Origin of the sequence: Catenuloplanes nepalensis, assembly GCF_030811575.1 — a bacterium.
Lineage (GTDB): Bacteria > Actinomycetota > Actinomycetes > Mycobacteriales > Micromonosporaceae > Catenuloplanes > Catenuloplanes nepalensis.
Map to the genome: position 1 here is coordinate 6,575,011 of NZ_JAUSRA010000001.1, position 25,418 is coordinate 6,600,428.

The 25,418-nt window shown below is 72.0% G+C and carries 23 protein-coding genes; 6 read left to right on the forward strand and 17 right to left on the reverse strand.

Features of this window, described 5'->3' with window-relative positions; genetic code table 11:
• Window positions 1-76: 76 nt before the first annotated feature.
• Window positions 77-1,756: an alkaline phosphatase D family protein gene (locus tag J2S43_RS28220; RefSeq protein WP_306834294.1), complete on the forward strand. Its 1,680-nt coding sequence runs from the start codon at window positions 77-79 to the stop codon at window positions 1,754-1,756.
• Here J2S43_RS28220 and J2S43_RS28225 read toward each other — a convergent pair.
• A complete protein-coding gene (locus tag J2S43_RS28225) occupies window positions 1,743-2,339 on the reverse strand; it encodes a DNA mismatch repair protein MutL (RefSeq protein WP_306834296.1) in 597 nt (198 codons plus the stop codon). The two genes, J2S43_RS28220 and J2S43_RS28225, sit on opposite strands and share 14 nt — an antisense overlap.
• 36 nt (window positions 2,340-2,375) lie before the next feature.
• Here J2S43_RS28225 and J2S43_RS28230 point away from each other — a divergent pair, with 36 nt between their 5' ends.
• The 4 genes from J2S43_RS28230 (at window position 2,376) to J2S43_RS28245 (ending at window position 7,027) form a co-directional block, all read left to right on the forward strand.
• Complete coding sequence (locus J2S43_RS28230; RefSeq protein WP_306834299.1) at window positions 2,376-3,065, forward strand: response regulator transcription factor; 690 nt, start codon at window positions 2,376-2,378, stop codon at window positions 3,063-3,065.
• Window positions 3,062-4,336: a HAMP domain-containing sensor histidine kinase gene (locus J2S43_RS28235; protein ID WP_306834301.1), complete on the forward strand. Its 1,275-nt coding sequence runs from the start codon at window positions 3,062-3,064 to the stop codon at window positions 4,334-4,336. Before J2S43_RS28230 ends, J2S43_RS28235 begins: the two co-directional genes overlap by 4 nt.
• Window positions 4,337-4,405: 69 nt before the next feature.
• Window positions 4,406-5,242 (forward strand): undecaprenyl-diphosphate phosphatase, encoded by an 837-nt coding sequence (locus J2S43_RS28240; RefSeq protein ID WP_306834303.1) that lies wholly within the window; start codon window positions 4,406-4,408, stop codon window positions 5,240-5,242.
• 1,257 nt (window positions 5,243-6,499) lie between these two features.
• The gene (locus J2S43_RS28245; RefSeq protein WP_306839501.1) at window positions 6,500-7,027 is read left to right on the forward strand and encodes a DinB family protein; all 528 of its coding nucleotides are present in this window, start codon (window positions 6,500-6,502) and stop codon (window positions 7,025-7,027) included.
• A 25-nt stretch (window positions 7,028-7,052) separates the two neighbouring features.
• Here J2S43_RS28245 and J2S43_RS28250 read toward each other — a convergent pair whose 3' ends face one another.
• The 4 genes from J2S43_RS28250 to J2S43_RS28265 all read right to left on the reverse strand — a co-directional run bounded on the left by J2S43_RS28250 (window position 7,053) and on the right by J2S43_RS28265 (window position 13,269).
• On the reverse strand, window positions 7,053-8,450 hold the full coding sequence (locus J2S43_RS28250; RefSeq protein WP_306834305.1) for a right-handed parallel beta-helix repeat-containing protein: 1,398 nt from the start codon (window positions 8,448-8,450) through the stop codon (window positions 7,053-7,055).
• Between the two features lie 79 nt (window positions 8,451-8,529).
• Complete coding sequence (locus J2S43_RS28255; RefSeq protein ID WP_306834307.1) at window positions 8,530-9,150, reverse strand: HAD family hydrolase; 621 nt, start codon at window positions 9,148-9,150, stop codon at window positions 8,530-8,532.
• Window positions 9,143-12,727 carry a chromosome segregation protein SMC gene (gene smc / locus J2S43_RS28260; protein ID WP_306834309.1) on the reverse strand — a complete coding sequence of 1,195 codons (3,585 nt, stop codon included), beginning with the start codon at window positions 12,725-12,727 and terminating at the stop codon, window positions 9,143-9,145. The genes J2S43_RS28255 and smc overlap by 8 nt, the downstream gene beginning before the upstream one ends.
• Window positions 12,728-13,074: 347 nt before the next feature.
• Window positions 13,075-13,269 carry a hypothetical protein gene (locus tag J2S43_RS28265; protein ID WP_306834311.1) on the reverse strand — a complete coding sequence of 65 codons (195 nt, stop codon included), beginning with the start codon at window positions 13,267-13,269 and terminating at the stop codon, window positions 13,075-13,077.
• A gap of 346 nt (window positions 13,270-13,615) precedes the next feature.
• Here J2S43_RS28265 and J2S43_RS28270 point away from each other — a divergent pair, with 346 nt between their 5' ends.
• On the forward strand, window positions 13,616-14,515 hold the full coding sequence (locus tag J2S43_RS28270; protein ID WP_306834313.1) for a CAP domain-containing protein: 900 nt from the start codon (window positions 13,616-13,618) through the stop codon (window positions 14,513-14,515).
• A 186-nt stretch (window positions 14,516-14,701) separates the two neighbouring features.
• Here J2S43_RS28270 and mutM read toward each other — a convergent pair whose 3' ends face one another.
• From mutM to J2S43_RS28330, 12 genes are all read right to left on the reverse strand, one after another.
• Window positions 14,702-15,544, reverse strand: coding sequence for a bifunctional DNA-formamidopyrimidine glycosylase/DNA-(apurinic or apyrimidinic site) lyase (gene mutM / locus J2S43_RS28275; RefSeq protein ID WP_306834315.1), 843 nt, complete (start codon window positions 15,542-15,544; stop codon window positions 14,702-14,704).
• 8 nt (window positions 15,545-15,552) lie between these two features.
• Window positions 15,553-16,716 carry a mannosyltransferase family protein gene (locus tag J2S43_RS28280; protein ID WP_306834318.1) on the reverse strand — a complete coding sequence of 388 codons (1,164 nt, stop codon included), beginning with the start codon at window positions 16,714-16,716 and terminating at the stop codon, window positions 15,553-15,555.
• The gene (gene rnc / locus J2S43_RS28285) at window positions 16,713-17,465 is read right to left on the reverse strand and encodes a ribonuclease III (RefSeq protein WP_306834320.1); all 753 of its coding nucleotides are present in this window, start codon (window positions 17,463-17,465) and stop codon (window positions 16,713-16,715) included. Before rnc ends, J2S43_RS28280 begins: the two co-directional genes overlap by 4 nt.
• Entirely contained in the window at window positions 17,458-18,417 is a 960-nt protein-coding gene (locus J2S43_RS28290) for a phosphate acyltransferase PlsX (RefSeq protein ID WP_306839503.1), read from the reverse strand. The genes rnc and J2S43_RS28290 overlap by 8 nt, the downstream gene beginning before the upstream one ends.
• A 53-nt stretch (window positions 18,418-18,470) precedes the next feature.
• A complete protein-coding gene (rpmF, locus tag J2S43_RS28295) occupies window positions 18,471-18,644 on the reverse strand; it encodes a 50S ribosomal protein L32 (RefSeq protein ID WP_306834322.1) in 174 nt (57 codons plus the stop codon).
• Between the two features lie 5 nt (window positions 18,645-18,649).
• Complete coding sequence (locus tag J2S43_RS28300; protein ID WP_306834324.1) at window positions 18,650-19,213, reverse strand: YceD family protein; 564 nt, start codon at window positions 19,211-19,213, stop codon at window positions 18,650-18,652.
• A gap of 200 nt (window positions 19,214-19,413) precedes the next feature.
• A complete protein-coding gene (locus J2S43_RS28305; RefSeq protein ID WP_306839505.1) occupies window positions 19,414-19,914 on the reverse strand; it encodes a hypothetical protein in 501 nt (166 codons plus the stop codon).
• Window positions 19,915-20,111: 197 nt separating this feature from the next.
• Entirely contained in the window at window positions 20,112-20,591 is a 480-nt protein-coding gene (gene coaD, locus J2S43_RS28310; protein ID WP_306834327.1) for a pantetheine-phosphate adenylyltransferase, read from the reverse strand.
• Complete coding sequence (rsmD, locus tag J2S43_RS28315; protein WP_306834329.1) at window positions 20,588-21,151, reverse strand: 16S rRNA (guanine(966)-N(2))-methyltransferase RsmD; 564 nt, start codon at window positions 21,149-21,151, stop codon at window positions 20,588-20,590. The genes coaD and rsmD overlap by 4 nt, the downstream gene beginning before the upstream one ends.
• The gene (locus J2S43_RS28320) at window positions 21,148-21,492 is read right to left on the reverse strand and encodes a DUF952 domain-containing protein (RefSeq protein ID WP_306834331.1); all 345 of its coding nucleotides are present in this window, start codon (window positions 21,490-21,492) and stop codon (window positions 21,148-21,150) included. Before J2S43_RS28320 ends, rsmD begins: the two co-directional genes overlap by 4 nt.
• Window positions 21,493-21,494: 2 nt before the next feature.
• On the reverse strand, window positions 21,495-23,678 hold the full coding sequence (gene recG / locus J2S43_RS28325; protein ID WP_306834333.1) for an ATP-dependent DNA helicase RecG: 2,184 nt from the start codon (window positions 23,676-23,678) through the stop codon (window positions 21,495-21,497).
• Window positions 23,679-23,682: 4 nt separating this feature from the next.
• Window positions 23,683-25,302, reverse strand: a complete 1,620-nt coding sequence (locus J2S43_RS28330) for a DAK2 domain-containing protein (protein ID WP_306834336.1) — start codon at window positions 25,300-25,302, stop codon at window positions 23,683-23,685.
• Window positions 25,303-25,418 lie beyond the last annotated feature (116 nt).

A 25,418-nucleotide genomic window follows, 5' to 3' on the forward strand; every position in this document is an offset into this window, starting at 1 on the left:
GTGACACGCACCCCGCTGGCGCCCACCCGATCACGGTGGGCAGGATGAAGCCCACCATCCTCCGGAGGTCCGTTACATGACGACCGATCAGGCGGGCGAACCGCTGCTCATCGGCCCGCTGCTGCGCCGCGTCGCCGGCACGAAGGCCACGATCTGGGTCGAGACCGCGCACGCCGCGGAGGTCGAGGTGCGCGCGGGCGGGGCCGGCGGGCGCGCGACCACGTTCTCGGCGTTCGGTCACCACTACGCACTGGTCGTGGTCGAAGGGCTCGCGGCCGGCGCCGCCACCCCCTACGACGTGTACGTCGACGGGGCGCACGTCTGGCCGCCGGCGGACTCCCCGTACCCCCGGAGCGTTATTCGGACCCGCGGCGAAGCGGAACGTGAGACGGACGCGAGACTGGTGTTCGGCTCGTGCCGGGAGACGACGCAGCACGCGACCACGCGGCGGCTGCCGCCGGACGCGCTGGACGCCTACGCGCGGCGCCTGATGCACGCCGGTGCCGACGACGAGGCCTGGCCGGACTCGCTGGTGCTGCTCGGCGACCAGGTCTACGCGGACAAGACCTCCGACACGGTACGCAAGCAGCTCAAGGCGCGCACGAAGCCGCAGCACGGCATCGCCGACGACGTGCAGACCTACGACGAGTACACGCACCTCTACCTGGAGTCCTGGCGGGACCCGGAGATCCGCTGGCTCTTCTCCACCGTGCCGGTCGTGATGATGTTCGACGACCACGAGATCATCGACGACTGGAACTCGTCCGCCTCGTGGCGCGCGGACATGCAGAACGAGCCCTGGTGGGCCGAGCGGATCATGAACGGTCTCGCCTCCTACTGGGTCTACCAGCACATGGGCAACCTGCCGCCGGACCGGCTGCAGGACGACGCGCTCTACCCGAAGGTGGCCGGGGCCGCGGACGCGACCGAGATCCTGCGCGAGTTCGCCGCGCGGGTGGACCAGGAGGCGGACTTCGGGCACGACCCGGAGAGCTGGAAGTCCCGGCAGTACCAGTGGAGCTTCGCGATCGACCTCGGGCGGACCCGCCTGGTCGTGCTGGACAACCGGTGCAGCCGGGTGCTCGACCCGGACCACCGCGCGATGCTGCCGGCCGCGGAGTGGTCCTGGTTCCTGGACCAGGCGCACGGCTCGACGTTCGACCATCTGGTGGTCGGCTCGTCGCTGCCGTGGCTGATGCCGCCGGCGATCCACTACCTGGAGGCGTGGAACGAGCGGATCAGCGCGTCGAAGCGCCCGCGGGTGGCCGCGTTCGGCGAGAAGGTGCGGCGCGCGGTCGACCTGGAGCACTGGGCCGCGTTCCAGAGCTCGTTCGAGGCGCTGGCCGACCTGTTCCGAGTGCTCGGGCGCAGCAGCACCGGCCCGGCGTCGATCTCGGTGCTCTCCGGCGACGTGCACCACTCGTACGTGGCGAAGGCCGAGCTCGGCCCCGGCGTGATCACGCCGGTGCACCAGCTGACCTGCTCACCGATACACAACGACGTGCCGAACTTCATGCGGCCACTGATGCGGATCGGCTGGTCGCGGTGGGCCGGCGTGGTCGCGCGCCTGCTGGCGTTCAGCGTGGGCGTGCGCTCGTCGTCGCTGCGCTGGCGGCGGACCGGGGACGGCCCCTACTTCGGCAACGCGGTCGCCACGCTGACCCACCGGGGCCGCGAGGCACGGGTGATCATCGAGGGAACGACCACGGACGGCACCTTGGAGACGGTCGGCGACGTCGCACTCACGACTCGGTGACCTCGTGGAACGGCCCGTTGTTGAACCAGAGCGCGTCGATCGTGTAGGCCCGGCCGCCGCCGGTGAACCGCACCACGAGGCGCTCCGGTGACGGCTGCGCGGTGTCCGCGGCGAATCCGGTCGCGGGTGTCGCGGACTCCAGGCTCACCACCTGGTCCACGATCTGGATGACCGCCTGCCCACCATCAACCTTGAAACTTCGGACATATGTGACTTTGCCGTCGACTTCGGTCGCGATCCAGCCGTTCACGACGGTCTGTTTCGGCGCCGGCGCGGCCTGTTGCTCCGTGGGAGCGCTACTACGGGCCGCGGTCCGGCTCGGCGTGGGCACCGGCGGGTCCGCCGCGGGCGTGGACGCCGGCGCCGACGGCGTCACCGAGGGTGTCGACTCCGACGGGAGCGTGCTCACCGGGGGCACGGGCGCGGGCGATAACCTGCGCAAATCCGACGCACTCAACGGAATGGCGCGATCGGGCAGCGCCGTGTTCAACACGGGGCGTAACCCCACCCACACCGTCACGGCCCCCAGAACGGTGGCCAGAACCCATGCCACCGCCCCGCCGCCAAGCTGCCAGATCCGCACGGGACTCATAGTGCCAACTCGGGATAGCGTGCTGCCATGCCCCTCGTCCTGCTCGTCGACGACGACCCCACGGTGCGCGGCGCCATCGCGCATACGCTGACCGACCTCGGACACGCCGTCCGCGCGGTCGGCAGTGCCATGGAGGCGCTGCAGGAGATCACCCACAATCAGCCTGACCTGGTGATTCTCGACCTCGGCCTGCCCGACATCGACGGCGCGGACGCGTTGCGCATGCTGCGCACGATCTGCGACGTGCCGGTGATCGTCGCCACCGGGCGGCGCGGCGAGCTGGACATCATCCGCCTGCTCAACGCGGGTGCGGACGACTACGTGGTGAAGCCGTTCTCCACGGCGCACCTGGCCGCGCGGGTCACCGCGGTGCTGCGCCGGGGCCGTCCGGCCGCGCCGGAGCGCAGCTCGGAGCCGGTCCGGGTGGGCGGGCTGTGCGTCGACCCGTCCCGGCGGACCATAACGCTCGACGGTGCGGTCCTGAAACTCACCCGAAAGGAGTACGAGCTGCTCGCGTACCTCGCCGGCCGGGCCGGACAGGTGGTCACCCGCAAGGAGCTGGTGACCGAGGTGTGGCGCGCGCCGTACGCCGGCTTCGAGAAGACACTCGACGTGCACATCTCCTGGCTGCGCCGCAAGCTCGGCGAGACCGCGGCCCAGCCCCGCCTGCTGCACGCGGTCCGCGGCGTCGGCATCATGCTGGCCGATCACAGTTGAGGGCCGCACTCGCCCGGCTGGCGCTGGCCGTGACGTCGATGGTGGCGCTGTCGTTCGTCGTACCGCTGGCGCTCGTGGTCATGGAGATCGCCGAGGACCGTGCGCTCGCGGACGCGCACCAGCAGGCCGTCGGCATGGTCGCGGCGCTGACCGTGACGGACGACCCGGACGTGCTCACCCGCGCCATGGCCGCGACCTCGGCCGGGGCCGACAACCGGCTGGCCGTGCACCTGCCCGGTCAGCCGCCGATGGGCACCAGCGTGGCCGACGCGGGCGACGTGGAGCTGGTGGAGTCACGCCGGCAGGCGACCACCGCGGTCGTACCGGGCGGCCAGGTCTACCTGCAGGCGACCGCGATCGACGGGAACCGTACCGCCGTGATCGAGGTCTTCGTGCCCGACGCCGACCTGCGCCGCGGCGTCGACGTGGCCTGGGCCGCCATGGCCGGCATGTCGCTGGTGCTGGTCGCCGGCTCGGTCTTCGTCGCGGACCGGATCGGCGTCCGGCTGGTCCGGGCGGCCCGCTCGCTGGCCGGCGCGGCTCGCGCGTTCGGCGCGAAGGACCTCTCCGTGCGCGTCACCCCGGCCGGCCCGCCGGAGCTGCGCGAGGCCGCCACCGCGTTCAACACCATGGCGGACCGCATGATCCAGTTCATCGACAAGGAGCGCGAGCTCGCGTCCGACCTGTCGCACCGGCTGCACACCCCGCTGACCGCGCTGCGCCTGGACGCGGACCGCATCCCGCCCGGCCCGGTCGCGGACCGGGTGCGGCAGGCGGTGTCGGATCTCCAACACGAGATCGACGAGATCATCAGCGGAGCGCGGCGGCCGGTCACGGAGCGTACCGACGCGCAGACCGATCTGGTCGAGGTGCTCGCCGACCGGCTCTCGTTCTGGGCCGTGCTCGCGGACGACCACGGCCGCCCCTGGCAGGTCGTCGGCGCGGACCGCCCGGTCTTCGTCAACGTGCCCGAGGAGGACCTGATCGGCGTGGTCGACGCGCTCATCGGCAACGTCTTCGAGCACACCCCGCAGGGCACGCCGTTCCTGGTCACGGTCTCGGACGACGCGCTCACCGTCTCCGACGCCGGCCCCGGCATCCGCGATCCGCGCGCGGCCCTCCAGCGCGGGCACAGCGGCGGCGGCTCGACCGGGCTCGGCCTGTCGATCGTCCACCGGGTCGCCACCGAACTCGGCGGCGGCGTCCGGATCGACCGCGGCGAGCTCGGCGGGGCGCGAGTCACCCTGCACCTCAAGCACGCGCTATCTTGATCGCTCGTCACCCCCCGCAGTCTCGCTTGAATGGCCGGCACGTGCGCCGGTGGAGGGAAGAGCCAGTCCGTGAACATCCTCGAAGCGGTGCTGCTCGGCGCCGTCGAAGGCTTCACCGAGTTCCTGCCGGTCTCCAGCACGGGTCACCTCACGATCCTGGAGAAGCTGCTCGGCTACCAGATCGACGCGCCGGACATCACCGCGTTCACCGCGATCATCCAGTCGGGCGCGGTCCTGGCCACGCTGCTCTACCTGCGCGGCGACATCCTCCGGATCATCAAGGCCTGGTTCCTCGGCCTGTTCAAGGCGGAGAACCGGGGCACGCCGGACTACAGGTTCAGCTGGGCGGTCATCCTCGGCTCAGTCCCGATCGCGATCATCGGGCTGCTCTTCAAGGACCAGATCGAGACCACGCTGCGCAGCCTCTGGTTCGTCGGCACCGCGCTGATCGTCTGGAGCTTCGTCATGTGGTTCGCCGACCGCGCGGCCACCCAGACCCGCCACGAGGGCGACGTGACCTGGAAGGACACGCTGATCATCGGCGTCACCCAGTGTCTCGCGCTGATCCCCGGCGTCTCCCGCTCCGGCGCCACCATGTCCGCCGGCCTGCTCCGCGACCTGGACCGCGTCACGGTCACCCGCCTGTCGTTCTTCCTGTCCATCCCGGCGCTGACCGCGGCCACGCTGCTGCAGGTGGTCACCGAGTTCGACAACATCTCCAACGGCGTCGGCTGGGTCAACACGCTGGTCGCGACCGTGGTCAGCTTCATCGTCGCGTACTTCGCGGTCAACTGGCTGCTCAAGTTCGTCGCCAAGCACAGCTACACGATCTTCATCGTCTACCGTCTCATCCTGGGCACCGTGGTCCTCGCGCTGGTCGCGACGAACACCATCTCCGCCACCTAGACGCGCGGCACCGGCCGGTCAGCCCGTGATGCGGAGCTGGCCGGCCTCGCACGTCGCTTCTCCCGGCCCACGAGCGGCGCCGCACCACAATCCAAAGATCAAGGATGACAATCCGAAGATCAAGGACGATTTTCCCGCTTCCGGCGGGGTGCGGCCCGCATGCTCCCGACTCCGTCGCCCATTCGGCATCGGTAGCCGCGAGCCCTGCCCGGAGACCGGAGGCATCAGCCCGAAATTTCGGATTATTTCCGCCGTGGCTCGGACGGCGTCGAGCGGAAGCCGGCGTGGTGGTCGTGCTGTCGCGACCACTCATGCCCGAAGGATCATTGACCGACACGAAAGAGAGGTCGAATATCGAAGTCGACCTCTCTTTCGTGTCGGTCAATGATCCTTCGCGGCGAGCCGCCGCCGAACGGGCAACGGAGTCGCTCCCGCGGGCAAACCTCGTGGAGCCCTCCGACTCCGCTAGCGCTCCGCTCCGGACGCCACATCGGAGCCGCTCCCGCCGTGGTCCCGCCAAGGCCGCGGCTCCCGCCGTCCCGGACTCCCGGCCGCGCCCGCAGCCCTCCGCGCTGCCGGCATCGAACCGACGGGTGACATCTGCGGCCATGCCCGGCCGGCTTCGACACGGCGAACGACATTCCGGCCTGCGGCCATGCCCACATACTGGCCCCGCCGACCTCGACACGGCGTACAACATTCCGGCTGCGGCCATGCCCGCACACTCGCCCGGCCGGCTCCGACACGAAGACCGGCGTCTTCGGCTTTCTGGCCACGCTCGCAGCCCGCGGCCCCGCCAGCCCTCTCGATAATGACCGGCGACGTGATGCGGAGTGCCGCTGACAGTGGATGCCGGGCACTTCATGCCCGATATTTCCGCATAATGGCGGATCTGGCGCCGCCCTACCGCCTGCTCGGCCCCTGTCGGACCGCGCACCGGATCATTGAGTGATACTGGAGGTAGATCAACTTCGCCAGTCGATCACCCCTCCGTATCACTCAATGATCCTTTGTTTTCGAGCCGAGCACATTGCGGTCCGTCGCGGGCGTCTGTCGATCAAGGACAACACCGCGGCCACGACACGCGGCAAGACACGCGGCCGAGAACCAGGGCCACGACCCGCTCAAGAGGGTCGCGCGGCCAAAACGCGCGGCCCAGGGGAGCGGCCCAGAAGCGCGGAATGGTGTTGGGGTTCGCCGGCGGTGGGAATCGGCGGAGGCCGGGTTGGGTGATCGTGCAGAATCGGGCGCATGACGATGGATGGGTGGACCGCGCCGGTGATCGAGCGCGGCTCGGAGCCGTTCGTGGCGCCGGAGCGGCAGATGCTGGAGGGGTGGCTCGACTGGCACCGGCAGACGCTGCTCACGAAATGTGCCGGGCTGACTCCGGCGCAGCTGAAGACCGCCAGCGTGGAGCCGTCGATCCTCACGCTGCTCGGGCTGGTGCGGCACATGGCCGAGGTGGAGCGCTGGTGGTTCCGCGTCTTCACCGGGGTGTCGCCTGATCTCGAGGACATCTACTGCACGCCGGAGCAGCGCGACGGCGACTTCGAGAACGTGGCGGACGCGGACGCGGAGCGGGACTTCGCCACGTTCATCGCGGAGACCGAGGAGGCGCGGGCCGCGGTCCGGGGTGTCGACCTGGACCACATCTACCGGCACCCGGCGAACGGCACGGAGAAGAACCTGCGCTGGATCTACGTGCACATGATCGAGGAGTACGCGCGGCACAACGGCCACGCGGACTTCCTGCGGGAGCGCATCGACGGCGTGACGGGAGACTGAGCCCCGCCACGCCGTCGACCGGACGTCAGGAGATCGAGTTGTAGATCGGGACGAAGCCGAGGCTGACGCCGGTCGAGGAGAAGACCTCCATCTTCCGGACGACGGTCCCCGGTGTGCTGGCGGTGGCACTGTTGCCGACGCCGATGCCGCCGACCGCGATGACCTTGCCCTCGGCGCGGATCTGGCCCGCGCCGCCACGCCGGATGATCACGGTGTCGGCCGGCGCCTGGTACGGCACCGCCGCCTCGACCGCGTTCCACGCCAGCGTGACGTCCGCCGAGGCGGAGTCGACGTGCACGGCCGGGAACGTCGGATGGGCCTGGCGCATGTGGTTGCCGGTGGCGATGACCTTGGTGCTGCCGTGCTGGATCGACAGGCAGCTCTTGTCCCGGGCCGCGTTCGGGTTCTCCACCCGGTTGCCGACGATCGTGACGTCGCGCGCGGCCAGGATGTTGAGGTGGCCGACGCAGTTCGTGACGGTGTTCCCGGTGATCGAGATGCCGGACGCGAAACCCGACCGGGGCAGGTTGCCGCCGCGCGCGTCGCCGTCGATCTCGATGCCGCGGAGCTGGGAGCCGGTGACGGTGTTGTCCGCGACCACCAGGTTGGTGACCTGCTGGACGTAGATGCCGGCCTGGCCGCACTCGGTGATGGTGTTGCCGGAGATCACGGTGCGGTCCGCGCCGGCCCAGACGTTGATGCCGTCGTAGTACTTCGAATCCGACCGCCACACCCCGCCCCACGCGGCGGCCTCGTCCGAGGTCAGCCAGTCCATGGCCACGTGGTTGTCGGTGATGCGCACGTCGCGGCCGTTGGTGGCGATGCCGAGCCGGACGTCCTCGACGGTGCAGTTCGTGATGAGCACGTCGTCGGACGAGCCGGCGGTGTTGTCCCACACGCCGATGCCGGTGTGCCGGAACCCGCGTGCCACGACTCCGTCGACGACGATGCCGGACGACGCGGTGATCTGCAGACCCGTGTACCACTGGGCCGCCACGTCGTCGACGACCTGCAGGCCCAGCACCTTCACCCGCCGGCAGTTCGTGAGCTGCAGGACGGCACGCACGGCCGGCGCCTCGCCGATCGGCACGGCGTTGATCAGCGTCAGCGTGGCGCCGTGGCCGGAGACCGTGGCGTCGGTCAGACCGTCCAGCTTGACCTGGTCGGAGACCTTGTAGCGCCGGCCGGCCGGGAACACCACGCTCTGGTGGGGCGTGGACGCCTTGGCCGCGGCGAACGCGGCCCGGATCGCGGCCGTGTCGTCGGTGACACCGTCGCCAACCGCGCCGTGCGCGAGGACCGAGACCCAGCCGTCCCCGGTCGGCGCGGCCTGCGCCGCACCGGCCGTGGCCGCGACACCGGCCGCCACCGCGGTCCCGACCACGCCGGCCCGCAACGCGTTGCGCCGATTGAATGCACTCACGTGAAAGTCCTCCCCGGTTTTGATCAAACTCACGGAGGATAGCGTAGACATCACTTGGCGTGAATACCGTATGACGGAGTCAGAGGTCGAGCGCCGCCCGGACGTAGGCGAGATCGGCCGGGCCGCTCCAGCGCAGCGCGGAGAGGCCGGCGGCCCTGGCGCCACGGACCGCGCGGTCGTCCGCGTCGATGAAGAACACCACGGTCGGCGGCAGCCGGAGGGCCTGGCAGGCCGCGACGAAGAACTCCCTGGCCGGCTTGTGCGTGCCGACCACGGACGAGTTGACCACCACGTCGACCTCGCCGGTCAGGTCGAGCGCGTCCAGGTCGGCCGGGAGCGCGTCGGTGCCGTTCGTGGCTATGCCGACCGGCAGTCCGGCGGCGCGGACCTCGCGCAGGAACGCCAGCACGTCCTGGTCGACGATGCCGCGCTCGGCCTGCCACGCCTCGACGGCCGCGCGTGCCCGCTCCGGGCCGCCGGCCGCGAACGTCAGCTCGTCGGCGACGGTGGACATCCACTGCGCGTGCGACACCTCGCCGACCAGCGCGGGCTGCATGCGCCCCCACACGGTCGCGGTGTCCCGGAGGCGGCCGGGCTCCATCCCGTACCGCTGCTCGATCTGGAGGATCTTGATCTCCGGGACGTGCCGGAGCACGCCGTCCAGGTCGACGAGCAGGGCACGTGCCCGCTGCCTACGCATCCGCACTCTCCTTGACGAGCTTCTGACTGATGACCTCGGTGACGCCGGCGCGCATGGTGATGCCGTAGAGCGCGTCCGCCACCTCCATGGTTCGCTTCTGGTGGGTGATGATGATCAGCTGGGAGCGCTCGCGGAGCTGCTCGAACAGCGTGATCAGGCGGCCGAGGTTGACGTCGTCCAGCGCGGCCTCGACCTCGTCCATGATGTAGAACGGGCTGGGACGGGCCCGGAAGATCGCGCAGAGCATGGCGACCGCGGTGAGCGAGCGCTCGCCACCGGACAACAGCGACAGTCGCTTGATCTTCTTGCCCGGCGGTCGCGCCTCGACCTCGACGCCGGTGGTGAGCATGTCCTCCGGGTCGGTCAGGATCAGCCGGCCCTCGCCGCCCGGGAAGAGCACCTGGAACACGTGCTCGAACTCGCGCGCGGTGTCCTCGAACGCGGACGAGAAGACCTCCAGGATCCGGTCGTCCACGTCCTTGACCACGGTGAGCAGGTCCTTGCGCGTGGCCTTCAGGTCTTCCAGCTGGTCGGAGAGGAACTTGAACCGCTCCTCCAGCGCCGCGAACTCCTCCAGCGCCAGTGGGTTGACCTTGCCGAGCAGCGTGAGGTCGCGCTCCGCCTTGGACGCGCGCTTCTCCTGCGTGGGCCGGTGGAACGGCGCGGGCTCCGGGATCGGCTTGCCGTCCTTCTCCGCGGCGGTGACGTCGGCCTGGCTCGGCGGCACCGGGTTGTGCGGGCCGTACTCGCTGGTCAGCGTCTCGACGTCGAGCGAGAAGTCCTCGGCCGCCTTCGCCTCCAGCTGCTCCAGGCGCAGCCGTTGCTCCGCGCGCGCGACCTCGTCCCGGTGCACCTCGCTGGTCAGCCGCTCCAGCTCGCCGGAGAGCTGCTTGGCGACGGATCGCACCTCCTGCAGCTCCGCCTCGCGCGCGGACCGGGTGGCGGCGATCTCGTCGCGGCTCTGCGCGGCCGCCGCCAGCGACGCCACGATCCGGGTGAGCGCCGCACCCGCGCCGGTCACGACCGCGCGGGCGATGGCGGCTCCGCGGGCGCGGGCGGCCTTGCGGGCGGCCGCGCGTTCCCGGGCCTGGCGTTCCGCGTTGGCCTGCCGCAGCAGCGAGTCGGCCCGGCCGGAGATGGACGAGACCCTTTCCTCGGCGGTACGGACGGCGAGCCGCACCTCCATCTCGTTCTGCCGGGCCTGCGGCACGCTCGCGGCCAGTATGTCCCGCTCGTCCGTGGAGGGCTCCTCGGAGAGCGGCATCTCCTCCGCCACGCGCAGGCGTTCCTCCAGCTCCTCCAGGCGCATCAGGTCCGCGGCGCGGGCCTCCTCGGCCTTTCCGCGGGAGGCGGCGAGGCGGTCGGTCTCGGCCTTGGCGGAGCGCGCGGCGGCACCCAGCTCGGCGAGCCGGCGGGCGGCCGCGTTGCGCTGGCTCTCCGCCTCGCGCTTGGCCGCGGCCGCGACCTGCACCGCCTCCTTCTTCTCCGCGACGTCTTCCCGAGCCTCCCCGAGTTCGGCGCGCAGGCCCGCGATGGTCTCCTCGGCCGTCTCCCGGTTGGCCTTCGCCTCGTCGACCGCGGCCTGCACCTCGATGTAGCTGACCGCCTTGCCGGAGCCGCCGGCCGCGGCGAACGCGCCGAGCACGTCGCCCTCGGGCGTGACCGCGCGCAGCTCCGGGTTGCTCGCAGCGAGCCGGGCCGCGGACTCCAGATCCGGCACGAAGGCCACGTCGCGCAGCGCCCGGTGCACCGCGGGCCGGACCGGTTCCGCGCAGGTGATCAGGTCGGGGGCCCAGAGCACGCCGTCCGGCAGCACGGGCCGCAGCGCGTCGAGCGAGCCCAGGTCGCCGGGGCCGGCCTCGCCCGCGACCAGCATCGCGGCCCGCCCGGCGTCGGCGATCTTGAGGGTGCGCATCGCCTCGACGGCCTCGTCCACCCCGGCCACCGCGACCGCGTCGGCCAGCACGCCGAGCGCGGCGGCGAGCGCGGCCTCGTGACCCGGGCGCACGCTCAGCATGCCGGCCAGGCTGCCCAGCAGGCCCGGAACCTGCCCGGCCCTGGCCAGCAGCGCACCGGCGCCGTCCTTGCGCCTGAGGCCCATCGCGAGGGCCTCCTCGCGCGCCTTCCAGCTGGCCGCGTCCTTCTCCGCCTTGCGCTCGGCCTCGGTGAGCTGGCGGACCACGGCGGACGCGGCGTCGTGCGCCGCGACCGCCTCGGCGTGCCGGGCGTCGAGATCCGCGTTGTCCCGGTCCGCCTCGGTCGACTCGGCGGAGACCTCGTCCACCGCGGCCTGGGCCCGCTCCGCGCGCTCGGCCGCGTCGGTGTGCGCGGCGACCAGGCGGGAGATCTCCTCCAGCGCGGTGGACGACCGGGCCTGGGCCGCGTTGACCTGACCGGCCAGCTTCGCCAGGCCCTCCCTGCGGTCGGCGATCGCCTTCGCGGCGGTACGCAGTGCGCGCTCCGCGTCCGCGAGCTGGCGCTCCATCTCCTGCCGGGCCTCGATCGCCTCGGCCAGCCGGGCCCTGTCCTCCTCCAGCGCCTCGCGGAGTTCCTCCTCCTGCGCCCGGACCTCCTCGGCCTGCGCCTCCAGCATGTCGGGGTCGCGGCCGGGCCGCTCCTCCTCGCCGGGCGCGGACAGGTGCCGCAGTCGCTCGCCGGCCAGCTGCTCGGTGGAGCGGAAGCGCTCCTGGAGCGCGGACAACTTGTACCACGCGTCCTGGGCGGCGGCGAGCAGCGGCGCGTCCTCCGCGTGCGCGGCCTCCAGCGTGGCGAGCCGCCGCTGGGCGATCTCGTTCTCCTTCTCCAGCTCGCCGCGCCGGGTGCGGAGCGCGGCCTCGTCCGCGATCTCCTTCTCCAGCGTGGTGCGCAGCGTGGTGAGGTCGTCGGCGAGCAGCCGGAGCCGGGCGTCGCGCAGGTCGGACTGGATGCCGGCGGCGCGGCGGGCCACCTCGGCCTGGCGGCCGAGCGGCTTGAGCTGACGGCGCAGCTCCGCGGTCAGGTCGGTCAGCCGGTTCAGGTTTACCTGCATGGCGTCCAGCTTGCGGATCGCCTTCTCTTTCCGCTTGCGGTGCTTGAGAACGCCGGCCGCCTCCTCGATGAACGAGCGGCGGTCCTCCGGCTTCGCGTGCAGCATGCTGTCGAGGCGGCCCTGGCCGACGATGATGTGCATCTCGCGGCCGATGCCGGAGTCGGAGAGCAACTCCTGGATGTCGAGGAGCCGGCAGCCGTTGCCGTTGATCTCGTATTCGGATTCACCGGACCGGAACATCCGGCGGGTGATCGAGACCTCGGTGTAGTCGATCGGCAGCGCGCCGTCGGTGTTGTCGATCGTCAGCGTGACCTCGGCGCGGCCCAGCGGCGCGCGGCCGGCCGTGCCGGCGAAGATGACGTCCTCCATCTTGCCGCCGCGCAGCGCCTTCGCGCCCTGCTCGCCGAGCACCCAGGCGATCGCGTCCACGACGTTGGACTTGCCGGAGCCGTTCGGCCCCACCACGCAGGTGATGCCGGGCTCCAGGCGCATGGTCGTGGCGCTGGCGAAGGACTTGAAGCCCTTCACCGTCAGGCTCTTGAGATGCACGTGTCCGTATCCTCACCCCGGCGCCCCGCCGCGGGCGGGCCGGCGGGCAAGCGATTCCGCAGGGTAACCCGCGGTGAACGAGCATCACGCGGCGCCCTCGTCCCCGCCGGTGCCCCGAGTGGTCAACGAGCAGGCCAGGCTCTCGGGAACGTCCCACGCTAGCCGCTGAAAAGCCCCAGACAAAGGGCTGCGCGCCGCCACGTTGAGTGTGTGTCGGCGCGCTCAGGATTCTGTTGTCTCGTTCGGGCGTTGCCGCGGGGGCAGGGCGATGAGCCGTTTCCCACCCGGCCGGTGCCAGGTTGCGGAGAGCTCACTGCTGTGGGCGCCGGCGGGCCGACGCCCCGGAATCAGGTCAGCGCCGGTTCGCGCAGACTCAGCAGATCGTCCGCCTCGGCGGCGGCAGCGGCGAGCCGATCGTTGTCGGCACGCAACCGCGTGATCTCGAACTCCAGTGCCTGCACCGTGGCACGCAGACGGGTGACCTCGTCGACGAGGCGCCGGTCCTGCGCCATGCCGACGTGGCCGTAGAGGGCCTTCGCCATTTCTGTCTCCTCATAATGCGCTGCCGGAAAGGCCGGCCAACGCGCGCCCAGCAAATCGCGACTCCACGCTCATGGGCACACATGGGCGTGATCGGGCGCGACTGGCGACTACTCCATAGTCCGCCGACCCGCCAAAAGAGTCAAGCGCGGCGTGTCCCGCGCCACGTTGATCACGCCCGGTAACTAGCATTTTGCGGACGGTCTGACGGTTCTTAGGTCTTCCCTAGGTCTTCCTTAGGTCTGTTGGAAGTGTCCTGGTCACCGGTTTACGTTCGACCGGCAATCTGCATCCATCGACCGCTCTGCGTGAGCAGGCGGTTCTTCCGTCTGTGGAGGCGTTCACCCCGTGTCACGGCGAGCCGAGCGAGCGACGAGCCAGCGAGAGCTGCCCCGGGCCGAGGAGATCACCTCCGGTGGGCGGCACAAGGCGAAGAAGGTCAGGCGGGCGCGCCGGCTGCCCGGCGGCACCGCGGGGCTGGTCGCGCTGGTCGCGGCCGTGCTGGCGATCTTCGGCCTGGCCGCCTACATGCTGCCGCCGAGCGTCTCCGGCGGGCGTGCGGACGACACCGTCGACGCCGCCGGTGCGAACCGTGACGACGTGGCCGCCGACCCCGCCGCGGCGCGCGGGGCGGACCGTCCCGGGGGCGAGATCAGCGGCGAGGCGATGTTCGGGGCGAACCCGGCCTCGCCGTCGCCGAGCGCGTCGCCGTCGGCCGCGCCGAAGACCAGCGCACCGGCCGCGCCGGCCCCGCCGAAGGAGACCACGCCGCAGCAGGGCGGCGGCGACAACGGCGGTGGCGACAACGGCGGCGGCGGCGACAACGGCGGCGGGAACCCGGGCGGCGGCGGTGCCACCGACGAGATCACGGCGCTGGAGAACGCGGTCACCCAGATCGTCAACGCGCGGCGCGCGGAGAACGGCTGCGGCACGGTCGCCAACAACGAGAAGCTGCGGACGGCGGCACGCGGCCACAGCCAGGACATGGCGGACGAGAACTACTTCGACCACACCAGCGCGGACGGACGCTCGCCGTGGGACCGGTCCAAGGCGGCCGGCTACCAGAACGCGATCGGCGAGAACATCGCGAAGGGCCAGCAGACGCCGGAGCAGGTCATGGAGTCGTGGATGAACAGCGACGGCCACCGCAAGAACATCCTGAACTGCGACGCCAAGGAGACCGGCGTCGGCCTCGCCTACGACGGCAACACGCCGATCTGGACCCAGATGTTCGGCGCCGGCAGCTAGCGAACGAGCCACTCAAGATCGAGGCGTTACTCAAGTCGTCAGAACGACTCGAGTGACGCCTCGATCTTGGTTTTGGGGTTGGTTGCGAGGTGACCACCCACCGGCTGACAGGGAGGAGCGCCAGCGACGACCGGTGCCCGCGGGAGCATGCGGGCTGCACCACGCCGGAAGCGGGAATATCCGCTTTTATCGGGGTTTGGGTTGGCAGCGGGGGCAGCTGAAGCTGGAGCGGTTCATGAACGACTCGCGGCGGATCGGGGTGCCGCAGCGGGCGCAGGGCAGCCCCTCCTGGCCGTAGACGTTGAGCGCGCGGTCGAAGTAGCCGGACTCGCCGTTGACGTTGACGTAGAGCGCGTCGAAGCTGGTGCCGCCCTCTCTGATCGCGGCGCCGAGGACGTCGCGGACGTGGCCGAGCAGGCGGGCGACCGCGGGCTTGGTGAGCGCGTCCGTGGCGCGGGTGCCGTGCAGCTTCGCGCGCCAGAGCGCCTCATCCGCGTAGATGTTGCCGACGCCGGAGATCAGCGACTGGTCGAGCAGCGCGCGCTTGATCTCGGTGTGCTTGCGGCGGAGGCGCTCGGCGAAGTCGAGATCGTCGAAGAGCGGGTCCATCGGGTCGCGGGCGATGTGCGCGATCTCGGCGGGCAGCTCGGCGCCGCCGGTGGAGACGGAGAGGCCGCCGAACGTGCGCTGGTCGATGAAGCGCAGCTCCGGCCCGTCGTCGTCGAAGCCGAACCGGACGCGCAGGTGCGTCTCGTCCGGCGTCTCCGGGGGCTGGATCAGCAGCTGGCCGGACATGCCGAGGTGGCCGATGATCGCGTCGCCGGAGTCCAGCGGCAGCCAGAGGTACTTGCCGCGGCGGCAGACGTCGGTGATCTCGCGGCCGGCCAGCACGTCGGCGAAGTGGGTGGCGCCGGGCACGTGGCGGCGGATCGCGCGCGGGTGGCGGACCTCGACCGTGTGCAGCCGGCGGCCGACGACCCAGGGCGTCAGGCCCGTGCGGACGGTCTCGACCTCGGGCAGTTCGGGCACGGGGATCCTCAGATCGTGTAGGGCCAGACGGTGACGAGATAGGCGCCGTACCAGAGGCCGAACGCGGCGTAGCCGGCGAGCGCGGGGACGATCGTGCGCCAGCGGGCACGGCCCAGCGCGGTCGCGAGTGGCAACAGGATCAGCAGCACGGGTACGAGCAGGCGCGGCTTGGAATGGTAGTACCCACCCTGGCCGACGACCAGCACGAGCGTGACCAGTCCGTAGGCGACCAGCGGCCACCACGGCCGGTGCAGCACCGCCACGACCGCGAGCACGACCGCGCCGATCAGGATCCAGGCCACGCTGACCTGCACCCAGCCGTTGCCGGTGCGCAGCGTGTTGCCCAGGAACGCCAGCGTGCTGCGGCCGAAGTCGAACGTGGACCCCCAGCCCGCGGTCTGCACCCGGAACCAGGCGTCCCAGTCGCCGATCCGGTGCCCGGCCCAGAGCAGGTAGGCCGGGGTGCCGGCCATCGCGACCGCGGCCGCGCCGAGCGCGGTGATCCGGCCCCGGCGGGTCTCGGTGCGCCAGGCCAGCAGCGCCGCGACACCGAGCGCCACGGTCAGCGCGAAACCGGTCGGCCTGGCCAGCGCGCCGGCCAGGCCGAGCACGCCCATCCAGACCCAGGCCCGCCGGTGCGCGGCCAGCAGCGCACCGGCCGCGAGCGCCAGGAACAGCCCCTCGGAGTAGCCCATGTTCAGCACCACGGACATCGGCTGCGCGATCACCAGCACGGTGAGCGCGTAGCCGGTGCGCCGGTCGTAGAGGCGGGTGCCGAGCTGGAACAGCGCGACCGCGGCCGCGGCGCCGCAGGCCCAGGTGACGACGAGCGCGGCGTCCGGCAGGCTGAGCCCGGTGAACGAGACCAGCCGGATCAGCGCGGGGTAGAGCGGGAAGAACGCGATGCCGTTGCCGACGAGCGTGCCGTCCTCGTCGTAGGTGTAGCCGGTCGGGTAGCCCTCGCCGGCGACCCGGACGAACCAGCCGGCGTCCCAGGAGAGCAGGCTGTCCGCGACCGTGGCGCCGGGCAGCGCGAGCCAGGAGATGGCCGCGGACTGCAGGCTCCGGATCGCCACGTAGAGGCCGAGCACGATCGTGACGTGCCAGAGCGGCGAGAACCGCTCCGGCGCCGCCGTCGCCTCCGTGTCGGGAGCGGCCTGTGCCACGGTCACGGTGCGTCGTCTGCGTCCGTGCTCAGCGCGTGCGGGCCCTGGTCGGACAGGTTGCGCCAGGCCGCCTCCGCGGCCCGCTGCTCGGCCTGCTTCTTGCTCTTGCCCTCGGCGCCGCCGTACCGCTCGCCGGCCACCACGACCCAGGCGGTGAACGTCTTCGCGTGATCCGGGCCGGCCTCGTCGATGCGGTATTCGGGAACGCCCAGGCCGAGCGACGCGGTCAGCTCCTGCAGGCTGGTCTTCCAGTCCAGGCTCGGGCCCTGCTTCGAGGACGCGGCCATCAGCGGGTCGAACAGCTTGTGGATCACCTTGGCCGCGACGTCCAGGCCGTGCTGCAGGTAGATCGCGCCGAGCAGCGCCTCCAGCGTGTCCGCGAGGATGCTGGCCTTGTCCCGCCCGCCGGTGGTCTCCTCACCCTTGCCGAGGAAGAGGTACGCGCCGAGCCCGTCCGGTCCGAGCGTGCGGGCCACGTCCGCGAGCGCGGTCATGTTGACCACGCTGGCGCGCAGCTTCGCCAGCTTGCCCTCGGGCAGGTCCGGGTGGTCGGTGAAGAGCGCGGTGGTGATCACGACGCCGAGCACGGAGTCGCCGAGGAACTCCAGCCGCTCGTTCGTGGGCAGGCCGCCGTTCTCGTACGCGTACGACCGGTGGGTCAGCGCGCGTTCCAGCAGGTCAGGGTCGATCGACACACCGAAGGCGGACTCCAGGTGCCCGACCGACGGCCGGCGCCGCTTCTCCCGGTCAGTCATGAGCATCTCCTATTAGTGCGCACATGGCCGCCGTGGCGGCACGTCGGTGGAGGTCGGCGGCCAGGGCGATGCCCGAGGCCAGGTCGGCGCCGGTGGCTGCGCCGTGACAGACGACCACGGTTCCGCCGACGCCCAGCAGGGCGGCGGCGCGGGGCGGGGTCTCGTCGGAAGCGGTCGTGCCGTAGACGCCCTCGACGCCCTTGAGCAGCACGTTGCCGGTGAAGCCGTCGGTCACCACGACGTCGGCGAGCTCACCGGTGGAGATCTCGTAGCCCTCGACCAGGCCGGCGTACCGGGCGGCGCCCGGCAGCGCGAGGCCGGCCAGCGCGAGGTCGGCGGCGCGGCGCGGATGATCGCCCTTGCCCGGCTCGGTGCCGATGGAGAGCAGGCCCAGGCGCGGGGCGGGCATGCCGAGGACGGTCGCGGCATAGGCGACGCCGAGCAGGCCGTGCTGGACCAGGGTGGCGGGGCTGGCCTCGATCGAGGCGCCCACGTCGAGCAGCAGCACCGGCCCGCGCGTGGCCGGAAGCGTGGCGGCGAGCGCGGGACGGCGGATGCCGGGCATGCGCCCGAAGCCGAGCACGGCGGCCGTGACGATGGCGCCGCTCGGACCGGCGGACGTCATCGCGTCCGCGTGGCCCTCCGCGACCGCGGCGGCGGTCGCCCGCACCGTGGTGTCGGCGCGGCCCCCGCTCGCGGGTGCGTCCGCCATCGCGACCGCACGCCGGGCGCCTCGGACGGCGACCCGGTGCCGGTCGTTCGGCGGGAGGGCATGGAGGATCTCGTCGGCCACCTCGGAGGGGCCGACGAGCAGAAGATGCAGGTCGGGATCGACCCGGCACGCTCGCAGAGCGCCGTCAACCACGACGGCGGGTGCGGAATCCCCGCCGAGGAGGTCGACGGCGATCCGCGCGGTGCCCGGCTCCGCGGAGGGAGCCGAAGCACCGGGCAGTCGCCGTTGTGCAGGCGCGGTCCGACCGGGGGCCGGATGCGTCACCCGCGGCGTCAGACCTCGAGGACCTGACGGCCGTTGTACGTGCCGCAGGTCTTGCACGCCGTGTGGGGCAGCTTCGGCGAGCGGCACTGCGGGCAGGCAACGGTCGCGACCGCCGTGGTCTTCCACTGCGCCCGGCGCGACCGGGTGTTGCTGCGCGACATCTTGCGCTTCGGGACGGCCACGGTAATTACTCCTCGGTGTTGGTCAGGTTGTGCAAGGCGGCCCAGCGTGGGTCGACCTGATCGTGATTGTGATCGTCGGGCAGGTCGTCCCAGTGCACCCCGCACTCGGAGCACAACCCTGGGCAGTCGTCGCGGCACAGCGGGTTGGTCGGCAGGGCCAGCACCACCGCGTCCCGCACGGCCGGCTCCAGGTCGATCAGATCGCCCTGCATCCGGCCAACTTCATCATCGTCGGTCGTCTCGTCCGTCGCGCTGTTCTCATACGCATACAGCTCTTGGATCGTGACGGTCAACGAGTCGTCGATCGCGCGGAGGCACCGGCCGCACTCGCCGGTGATCGGCCCGGACACGGGCCCCGACACGAGCACGCCCTCGGACACCGACTCCAGCCGCAGGTCGAGGCTGATCTCGGCGCCCTTGGGCACGCCGATCATCTCCACGCCGAGATCCGCCGGCGCCTGGACCACCCGGCTGATCTCGCGCATGGCACCAGGACGGCGCGGCAGCTCGACGGTGTCGAGCACGAGCGGCGACCGGGGGTCGAGGCGATTCTCAGGGTTCTTAGGCATGGCGATTCTCTGTAGCAAGGGTGAAGGCACAGCAGTCTCCGGCCGTTAGGACGGCCGACGAAAAAGGTTACCCGACCGGCGCCCGCAGCGTCGAATCGCCCCAGGCGAGTGCCGAGATCACGTGCGGGCGCCGGGTGCGAGACGCGGTCCGGGTGTCGAGGAGGGCGCGCCGCAGCCCGTCTTCCACGTCGATCCGGCACTCAGAACGGCAGGGGGCGCTCGCCCTCGTCGGCGCCGGCGAACGAGCCGATCTCGCGCAGCGCGTGCATCTTGTCCCGGCCGCGCTCGATCGAGGCCAGCGCGCGCGTCAGGAACTGCTCGAAGTTGGCCAGCGCGGTGTCGACGTAGTCGTCGACCTCCTCGCGCAGCCGCTGCGCCTCGGCGCGCGCCTCCGCGACGATCCGGGCGCCCTCGTGCTCGGCGGAGACCGTGATCTCGTTCACCGAGACCAGGCGAGCGTGCTCGGCCTCGCCCTCCGAGATGATCCGCTCGGCCTCGCTGCGGCCCTTGTCGATTATCCGGTCTCGCTCCTCCAGCAGGGCCGCGGCCTTGCGCAGATCAGTGGGGAGCTCGGCGCGGAGGTCCTCCAGCATGCCGATCATCTCGCCGCGCTCGACCATGCAATTCGTCCGGGACATCGGCACGGAGCGGGCCTGCTCCACGATGTTGATGATCTCGTCGATGCGGTCGAGCGGGTCCATACGGTCGGACGGGTCCACCGGCGCCTCACTCCTGTCACTGACTGCGGCCACTCCGCCGTTCTGCTTCACCATCATGCGGCCCCGGCGCCCGTTGCGGCGAAACCCACGTCATCGGCGCGTCGGATCCGTCGCCATCTCGTTACCGACGGGCAGGCCGCCGCGCACCCGGGGTCACCGTTCGCGCGTTCTGCGCAAAATCACGCTTGGCGCAGACGGGCGCGAAGCCGGCGGTCCACCTCGTCCGGAACGTGCGCGGAGACGTCGCCGCCCCACTTCGCCACCTCCTTGACCAGGCTGGACGAGAGAAACGAATACAGCGGGTTGGTCGGCATGAACAGCGTCTCCACGCCCGCGAGGCCGATGTTCATCTGCGCCATCTGCAGCTCGTAATCGAAGTCACTGACCGCGCGCAGGCCCTTCACCACCACGCCGGCCCGCTGCGCCCGGCAGAAGTCGACCAGCAGGCCCTGGAACGACGCCACCCGGACGTTGCCATAGGAGGAGGTCACCTCGGTGAGCAGCTCGATGCGCTCCTCGATGGTGAAGAGCCCGAGCTTGGACTGGTTGATCAGCACTCCGACGATCACCTCGTCGAAGAGCCGGCTGGCGCGGCCGATGATGTCCAGATGGCCGTTGGTCACGGGATCGAAGGAGCCGGGGCACACAGCGCTCGTCATGATCGGCGACCGTACCAAAGAGTGGTCTCGCCGTACTTCCGGCTGCGGATCGGCGTGATGCCTTCCACCCAGGCAAGATCCGCTCCGCGACTGGCCCGCTCGACGACCACGACCGCGTCCTCCGCGAGCCAGCCGAACTCCAGCAGCGCGGCCAGCATCTCCAGCACCTCGAGATCCGGCATCGGGTACGGCGGGTCCGCGAACACCAGGTCGTAGGGCTCGCCGGCCGGCCCGGCGAGCAGCGCGGTCCCGACCTTCGCCGGTTGCAGCACCGCCCGGTCCCGCGCGCCGAGCGCCGCGATGTTGGCCCGGACGATGCGCCCGGCCTTGGCGTCGTGCTCGACCAGCAGCGCGTGCGCGGCGCCCCGGGACAGCGCCTCCAGCCCGACCGCGCCGGAGCCGGCGTAGAGGTCCGCGACCCGGGCGCCGTCCAGGTCGATCAACGTCTCCAGCGTGTTGAACAGCGCCTCGCGCACCCGGTCGGAGGTGGGCCGGGTGTGCGAGCCGACGGGCACGGTGAGCCGCCGCCCGCCCAGCGTTCCGGCGACGATCCTGGTCACACGAGTCCTTTCGGTGGGGCGAACGAGCCGTCCGGCTCCGGCGGGAACGGATGCACCGCGATCACGGCGTGCACCGGGATCGGGCCGTAGACGTGCGGGAACAGGTTCTCCGTGTCGACTCCGTCGCCCGGCTCCCAGCGCGGCGGCTCCGGCAGCCGCACCTCGTCGATCTCCAGCAGGATCAGGTCGGTGCGGCCGCGGGCGCGGATGGTCGCCGGGATGTGCACCTGCGCGGCCGTCGAGCAGTGGATGAAGCCCTCGGTGGCCAGCGTGTCCGCCGTGTACTCCCCCGCGCGTTGCGCGTCCGCCCAGGCCGCGGCGGTGCAGAAGTGCAGGATCATGGTCAGCCCTTCTCCAGGTATTCCGCGCGCTCGTCGTCGACGAGCGCGGCGACGGACGCGGCCAGCGCGGGGTGCCGTGAAAGCTCCGGATCGTCCCGGACCAGCGTCAGCGCGCGCGACCGGGCCTCGGCGATCAGCTCCTGGTCCTTGCGGAGCGAGAGCAGCCGCAGGTGGGAGCGCCGGCCGGACTGGGCCGCGCCGAGCACGTCGCCCTCCCGGCGCTGCTCCAGGTCGAGCTCGGCCAGCACGAAACCGTCCGTGGTGGAGGCCACCGCGTCCAGCCGGACCCGGGCCGGGGTGCCCTCCAGCGCGTCCGTGACCAGCAGGCACAGGCCGGGCGCGCTGCCCCGGCCGACGCGCCCGCGCAGCTGGTGGAGCTGGGAGACGCCGAACCGGTCCGCGTCCAGCACGATCATGACGGTGGCGTTCGGCACGTTCACGCCGACCTCGATCACGGTGGTGGCGACCAGCACGTCCAGGTCGCCGGCCGCGTACGCCCGCATCACCGCGTCCTTCTCGTCGGCCGGCAGCTTGCCGTGCAGCACGCCGATCCGCAGGCCCTTCAGGAACTCCTCGGCGAGGATCGGCGCCACCTCCAGGACCGCGAGCGGGGGCCGTTTCGCGTCGGAGCCGTCGGTGGGCGGCTCGACCTCGTCGTCGCCCTCCTCCGCGCCGATCCGCGGACACACGACGTACCCCTGGTGGCCCTTCTGCACCTCCTCGCGCATGCGCCGCCAGGCGCGCTCGAAGAACGCGGGCTTCTCCGCGTTCGGCACGACGTGCGACGCGATCGGGGAACGGCCCTGCGGCAGCTGCGCGAGGACCGAGACCTCCAGGTCGCCGAAGACCGTCATCGCGACCGTGCGCGGGATCGGAGTGGCCGTCATCACCAGCACGTGCGGTGGCTGCGCGGCCTTGGCCCGGAGCGCGTCGCGCTGCTCCACGCCGAAGCGGTGCTGCTCGTCCACCACGACCAGGCCGAGATCCTTGAAGTCGACGCCCTCGTAGAGCAGCGCGTGCGTGCCCACCACGATGCCGGCCGCGCCGGACGCGACCTCGGCCAGCGCGGCGCGTCTCGCCTTCGCCCCGAGCGAGCCGGTGACCAGCGTCAGGCGGGTCGCGTCCGGGTCGGAATCGAGCTCGCCGGCGCGGCCGAGCGGGCCGAGCAGCTCCGCGATGCCGCGGTGGTGCTGCGCGGCCAGCACCTCGGTCGGGGCCAGCAGCACGGCCTGGCCGCCCGCGTCCACCACCTGGAGCATCGCGCGCACCGCGACCAGCGTCTTGCCGGAGCCGACCTCGCCCTGCAGCAGCCGGTGCATCGGGTGCGGCGTGCTCAGGTCGGCCGCGATCTCCTCGCCCACCTTGGCCTGGCCCTCGGTCAGCGCGAACGGCATGATCGCGTCGAACCGCTCGCGCAGGCCGCCGTCGCGGCGCGGGCGCGGGCGGGCCGGGAGCGAGGTGGCCCGCACCTTGCGCTGCACCAGCGTCAGCTGCACCGCGAACGCCTCGTCCCACTTGAGCCGCTTCTGGGCCGACTTCAGCGCGGCCCAGTCAGCCGGCTTGTGGATCTCGCGGAGCGCCCTGTCCAGGCTCATCAGGCCGTGCTCGGCGCGCAGCGCGGCGGGCAGCGGGTCCTCCGGCATGGTGATCACGCCCATCAGCACGTCCACCGCCTTCGCGATGGTCCAGGTCGGCACCGCGGCCGCGGCCGGGTAGACCGAGATGAACGCGCCGGCGAAGTCGTCGATCGCGACCTCGGACTCCTCGTCGAAGAGCATGTAGTCCGGGCTGTTGAGCTGGCGCTTGCCGCGGAAGTCGGTGACCTTGCCGGCGAACAGGCCCCACCGGCCCGGGGTCAGCTCGCGCTGCCGCCAGGCCTGGCTGAAGAAGGTCAGCGAGATGGTCTGGCCGGTGTCGTCGCCGACCAGCACCTCCAGCAGCTGGCCCCGGCGCTGTCGCATCTGCCGCGCCTCGACCCGCTTGACCTGGGCCAGGATCGTGACGTCCTCGCCGACCTCCAGGCCGCGGATGTCCGTGTGCTCGCCGCGCTGGTCGTGCCGGCGCGGGAAGTGGTAGAGCAGGTCGCCCGCGGTGTGCAGGCCGAGCTTCTCCGCGAGCGGCTTCGCCGACTTCGCGCCGAGGACCTTCTCCAGGGGGGTGCCGACCGTGACGGCCGTCTCCGTCATGCGTTCACTCCACACCGATCAGCAGGGGGTAGACGGGCTGGCCGCCGTCGTAGCCGCGTGCCTCCACATATGGCCAGCGGGTGGCCAGGTGGGCGCGCAGCGCAGGCTCCAGCCCGGGTGGCGCGTCCGCGCCGAAGAGCAGCGTGACCAGCTCACCGCCGCCGCCGAGCAGCCGGTCGAGCAGCTCGGTGCCGACCGCGGTGAGATCCGCCCCGATCAGCGCGACCTCGCCCTCGATCAGGCCGAGCGCGTCACCGGCGCGGCAGCGCCCGGCCATGGTCAGCGCCTCGCGGCTGGCCCGGGTGACCTCGGCCCAGCGGCAGGCGCCGGCCGCCTCGGCCATCGCGATCACGTCGTCCTCGAAGCTGCGGGCGTCGTCCCGGACCGCGAGCGCGGCCAGCGTCTGCACCGGCGAGCGGGTCGGCACCACGCTGACCCGGGGGCCGCTCACCTCGCGGGCCGCGGCGACCGCGACCGCGCGGGTGTCGCCGTCGTTCGGCAGCAGCACGATCTCGACGGCGTCGCTGCCCGCGATCGCCTCCAGCAGCTCCCGCGGGGACGGGTTGTCGCCGACCACGATCGCGCCCTCGCCCGTGTAGAGCTCGGCGAGCCCGGGACCGTCCGCCATCACCACGGCCGCGCGGGCGCGGGCCGGTGGCGCGGGGAGCTCGGGCGGCGCGGTGGCGTGGTCGGCGAAGCGGGTGACGGTGATCTGGTGCGGGCGGCCCGCGACCACGCCGGCCTCGATCGCGGCGCCGACGTCGTTCACGTGGACGTGCACGTGCCAGACCGGCGGGCGGCCGCCGGAGCCGACCACGACCAGCGAGTCGCCGAGCCCGTGCAGAGTGCGCCGGAGCCGGTCGATCGCGTCGTCCTCCGCATCCAGCAGGTATTGCACCTCGTAGGCGAAGTCGGGGGAGCCGGTCTCCCGCGGGGTGGCCGGCGGGCGCGGGCCCGGCGACGGCGGGACCGGCGGCTCCTCGATCGGGGCGGGGTCACCGCTCAGCGACTCGGCCAGCGCGTCCAGCAGCAGGCACAGCCCCCGGCCGCCCGCGTCGACCACGCCGGCCCGGGCCAGCACCGGCAGCTGCTCCGGCGTGCGGGCCAGCGCGACGGCCGCGGCCTCGGCCGCCGCGCGCGCCACCGCGGCCACGTCGTCGGTGCCGGCCCGGGCCGCGCCGTCGGCGGCCGCGGACAGCACGGACAGCACCGTGCCCTCGACCGGCTCGGCGACCGCGGAGTAAGCCGCCGCGGTGGCCGCGCGCAGCGCCGCGGCGAGCGCCCGGCCGCGCACCTCGGGCACGTCGGCCAGCGTGTCGGCCAGGCCGCGCAGCACCTGCGAGATGATCACGCCGGAGTTGCCGCGCGCGCCGAGCAGCGCGCCGCGGGCCAGCAGGTGCAGCGCGTGGCCGTGCGCGGTGCGGCCGGCCTCGGCCGAGTTGTCCAGGTCGAGCGCGAGCGCGCGCTGCGCGGAGGTGAACGTGAGCACCAGGTTGGTGCCGGTGTCGCCGTCGGGCACCGGATAGACGTTCAGCTCGTCGATCTCGCGCTGGTGGGCCCGGAGCGCGGTCAGCCCGGCGCCGCTCCAGCGGCGCACGACCGTCGCGTCCAGGGTCTCCAGCACGGAAAAAGCCTATAGTCGGCCACCGACACTTTCGCGGCAGGAAGGTCTCCGAGACCCGATTCGCTGGTCGAGACCCGCGTCGGGTAACCTGGTCGGGTTGCCTAGGCCTAGTGCGC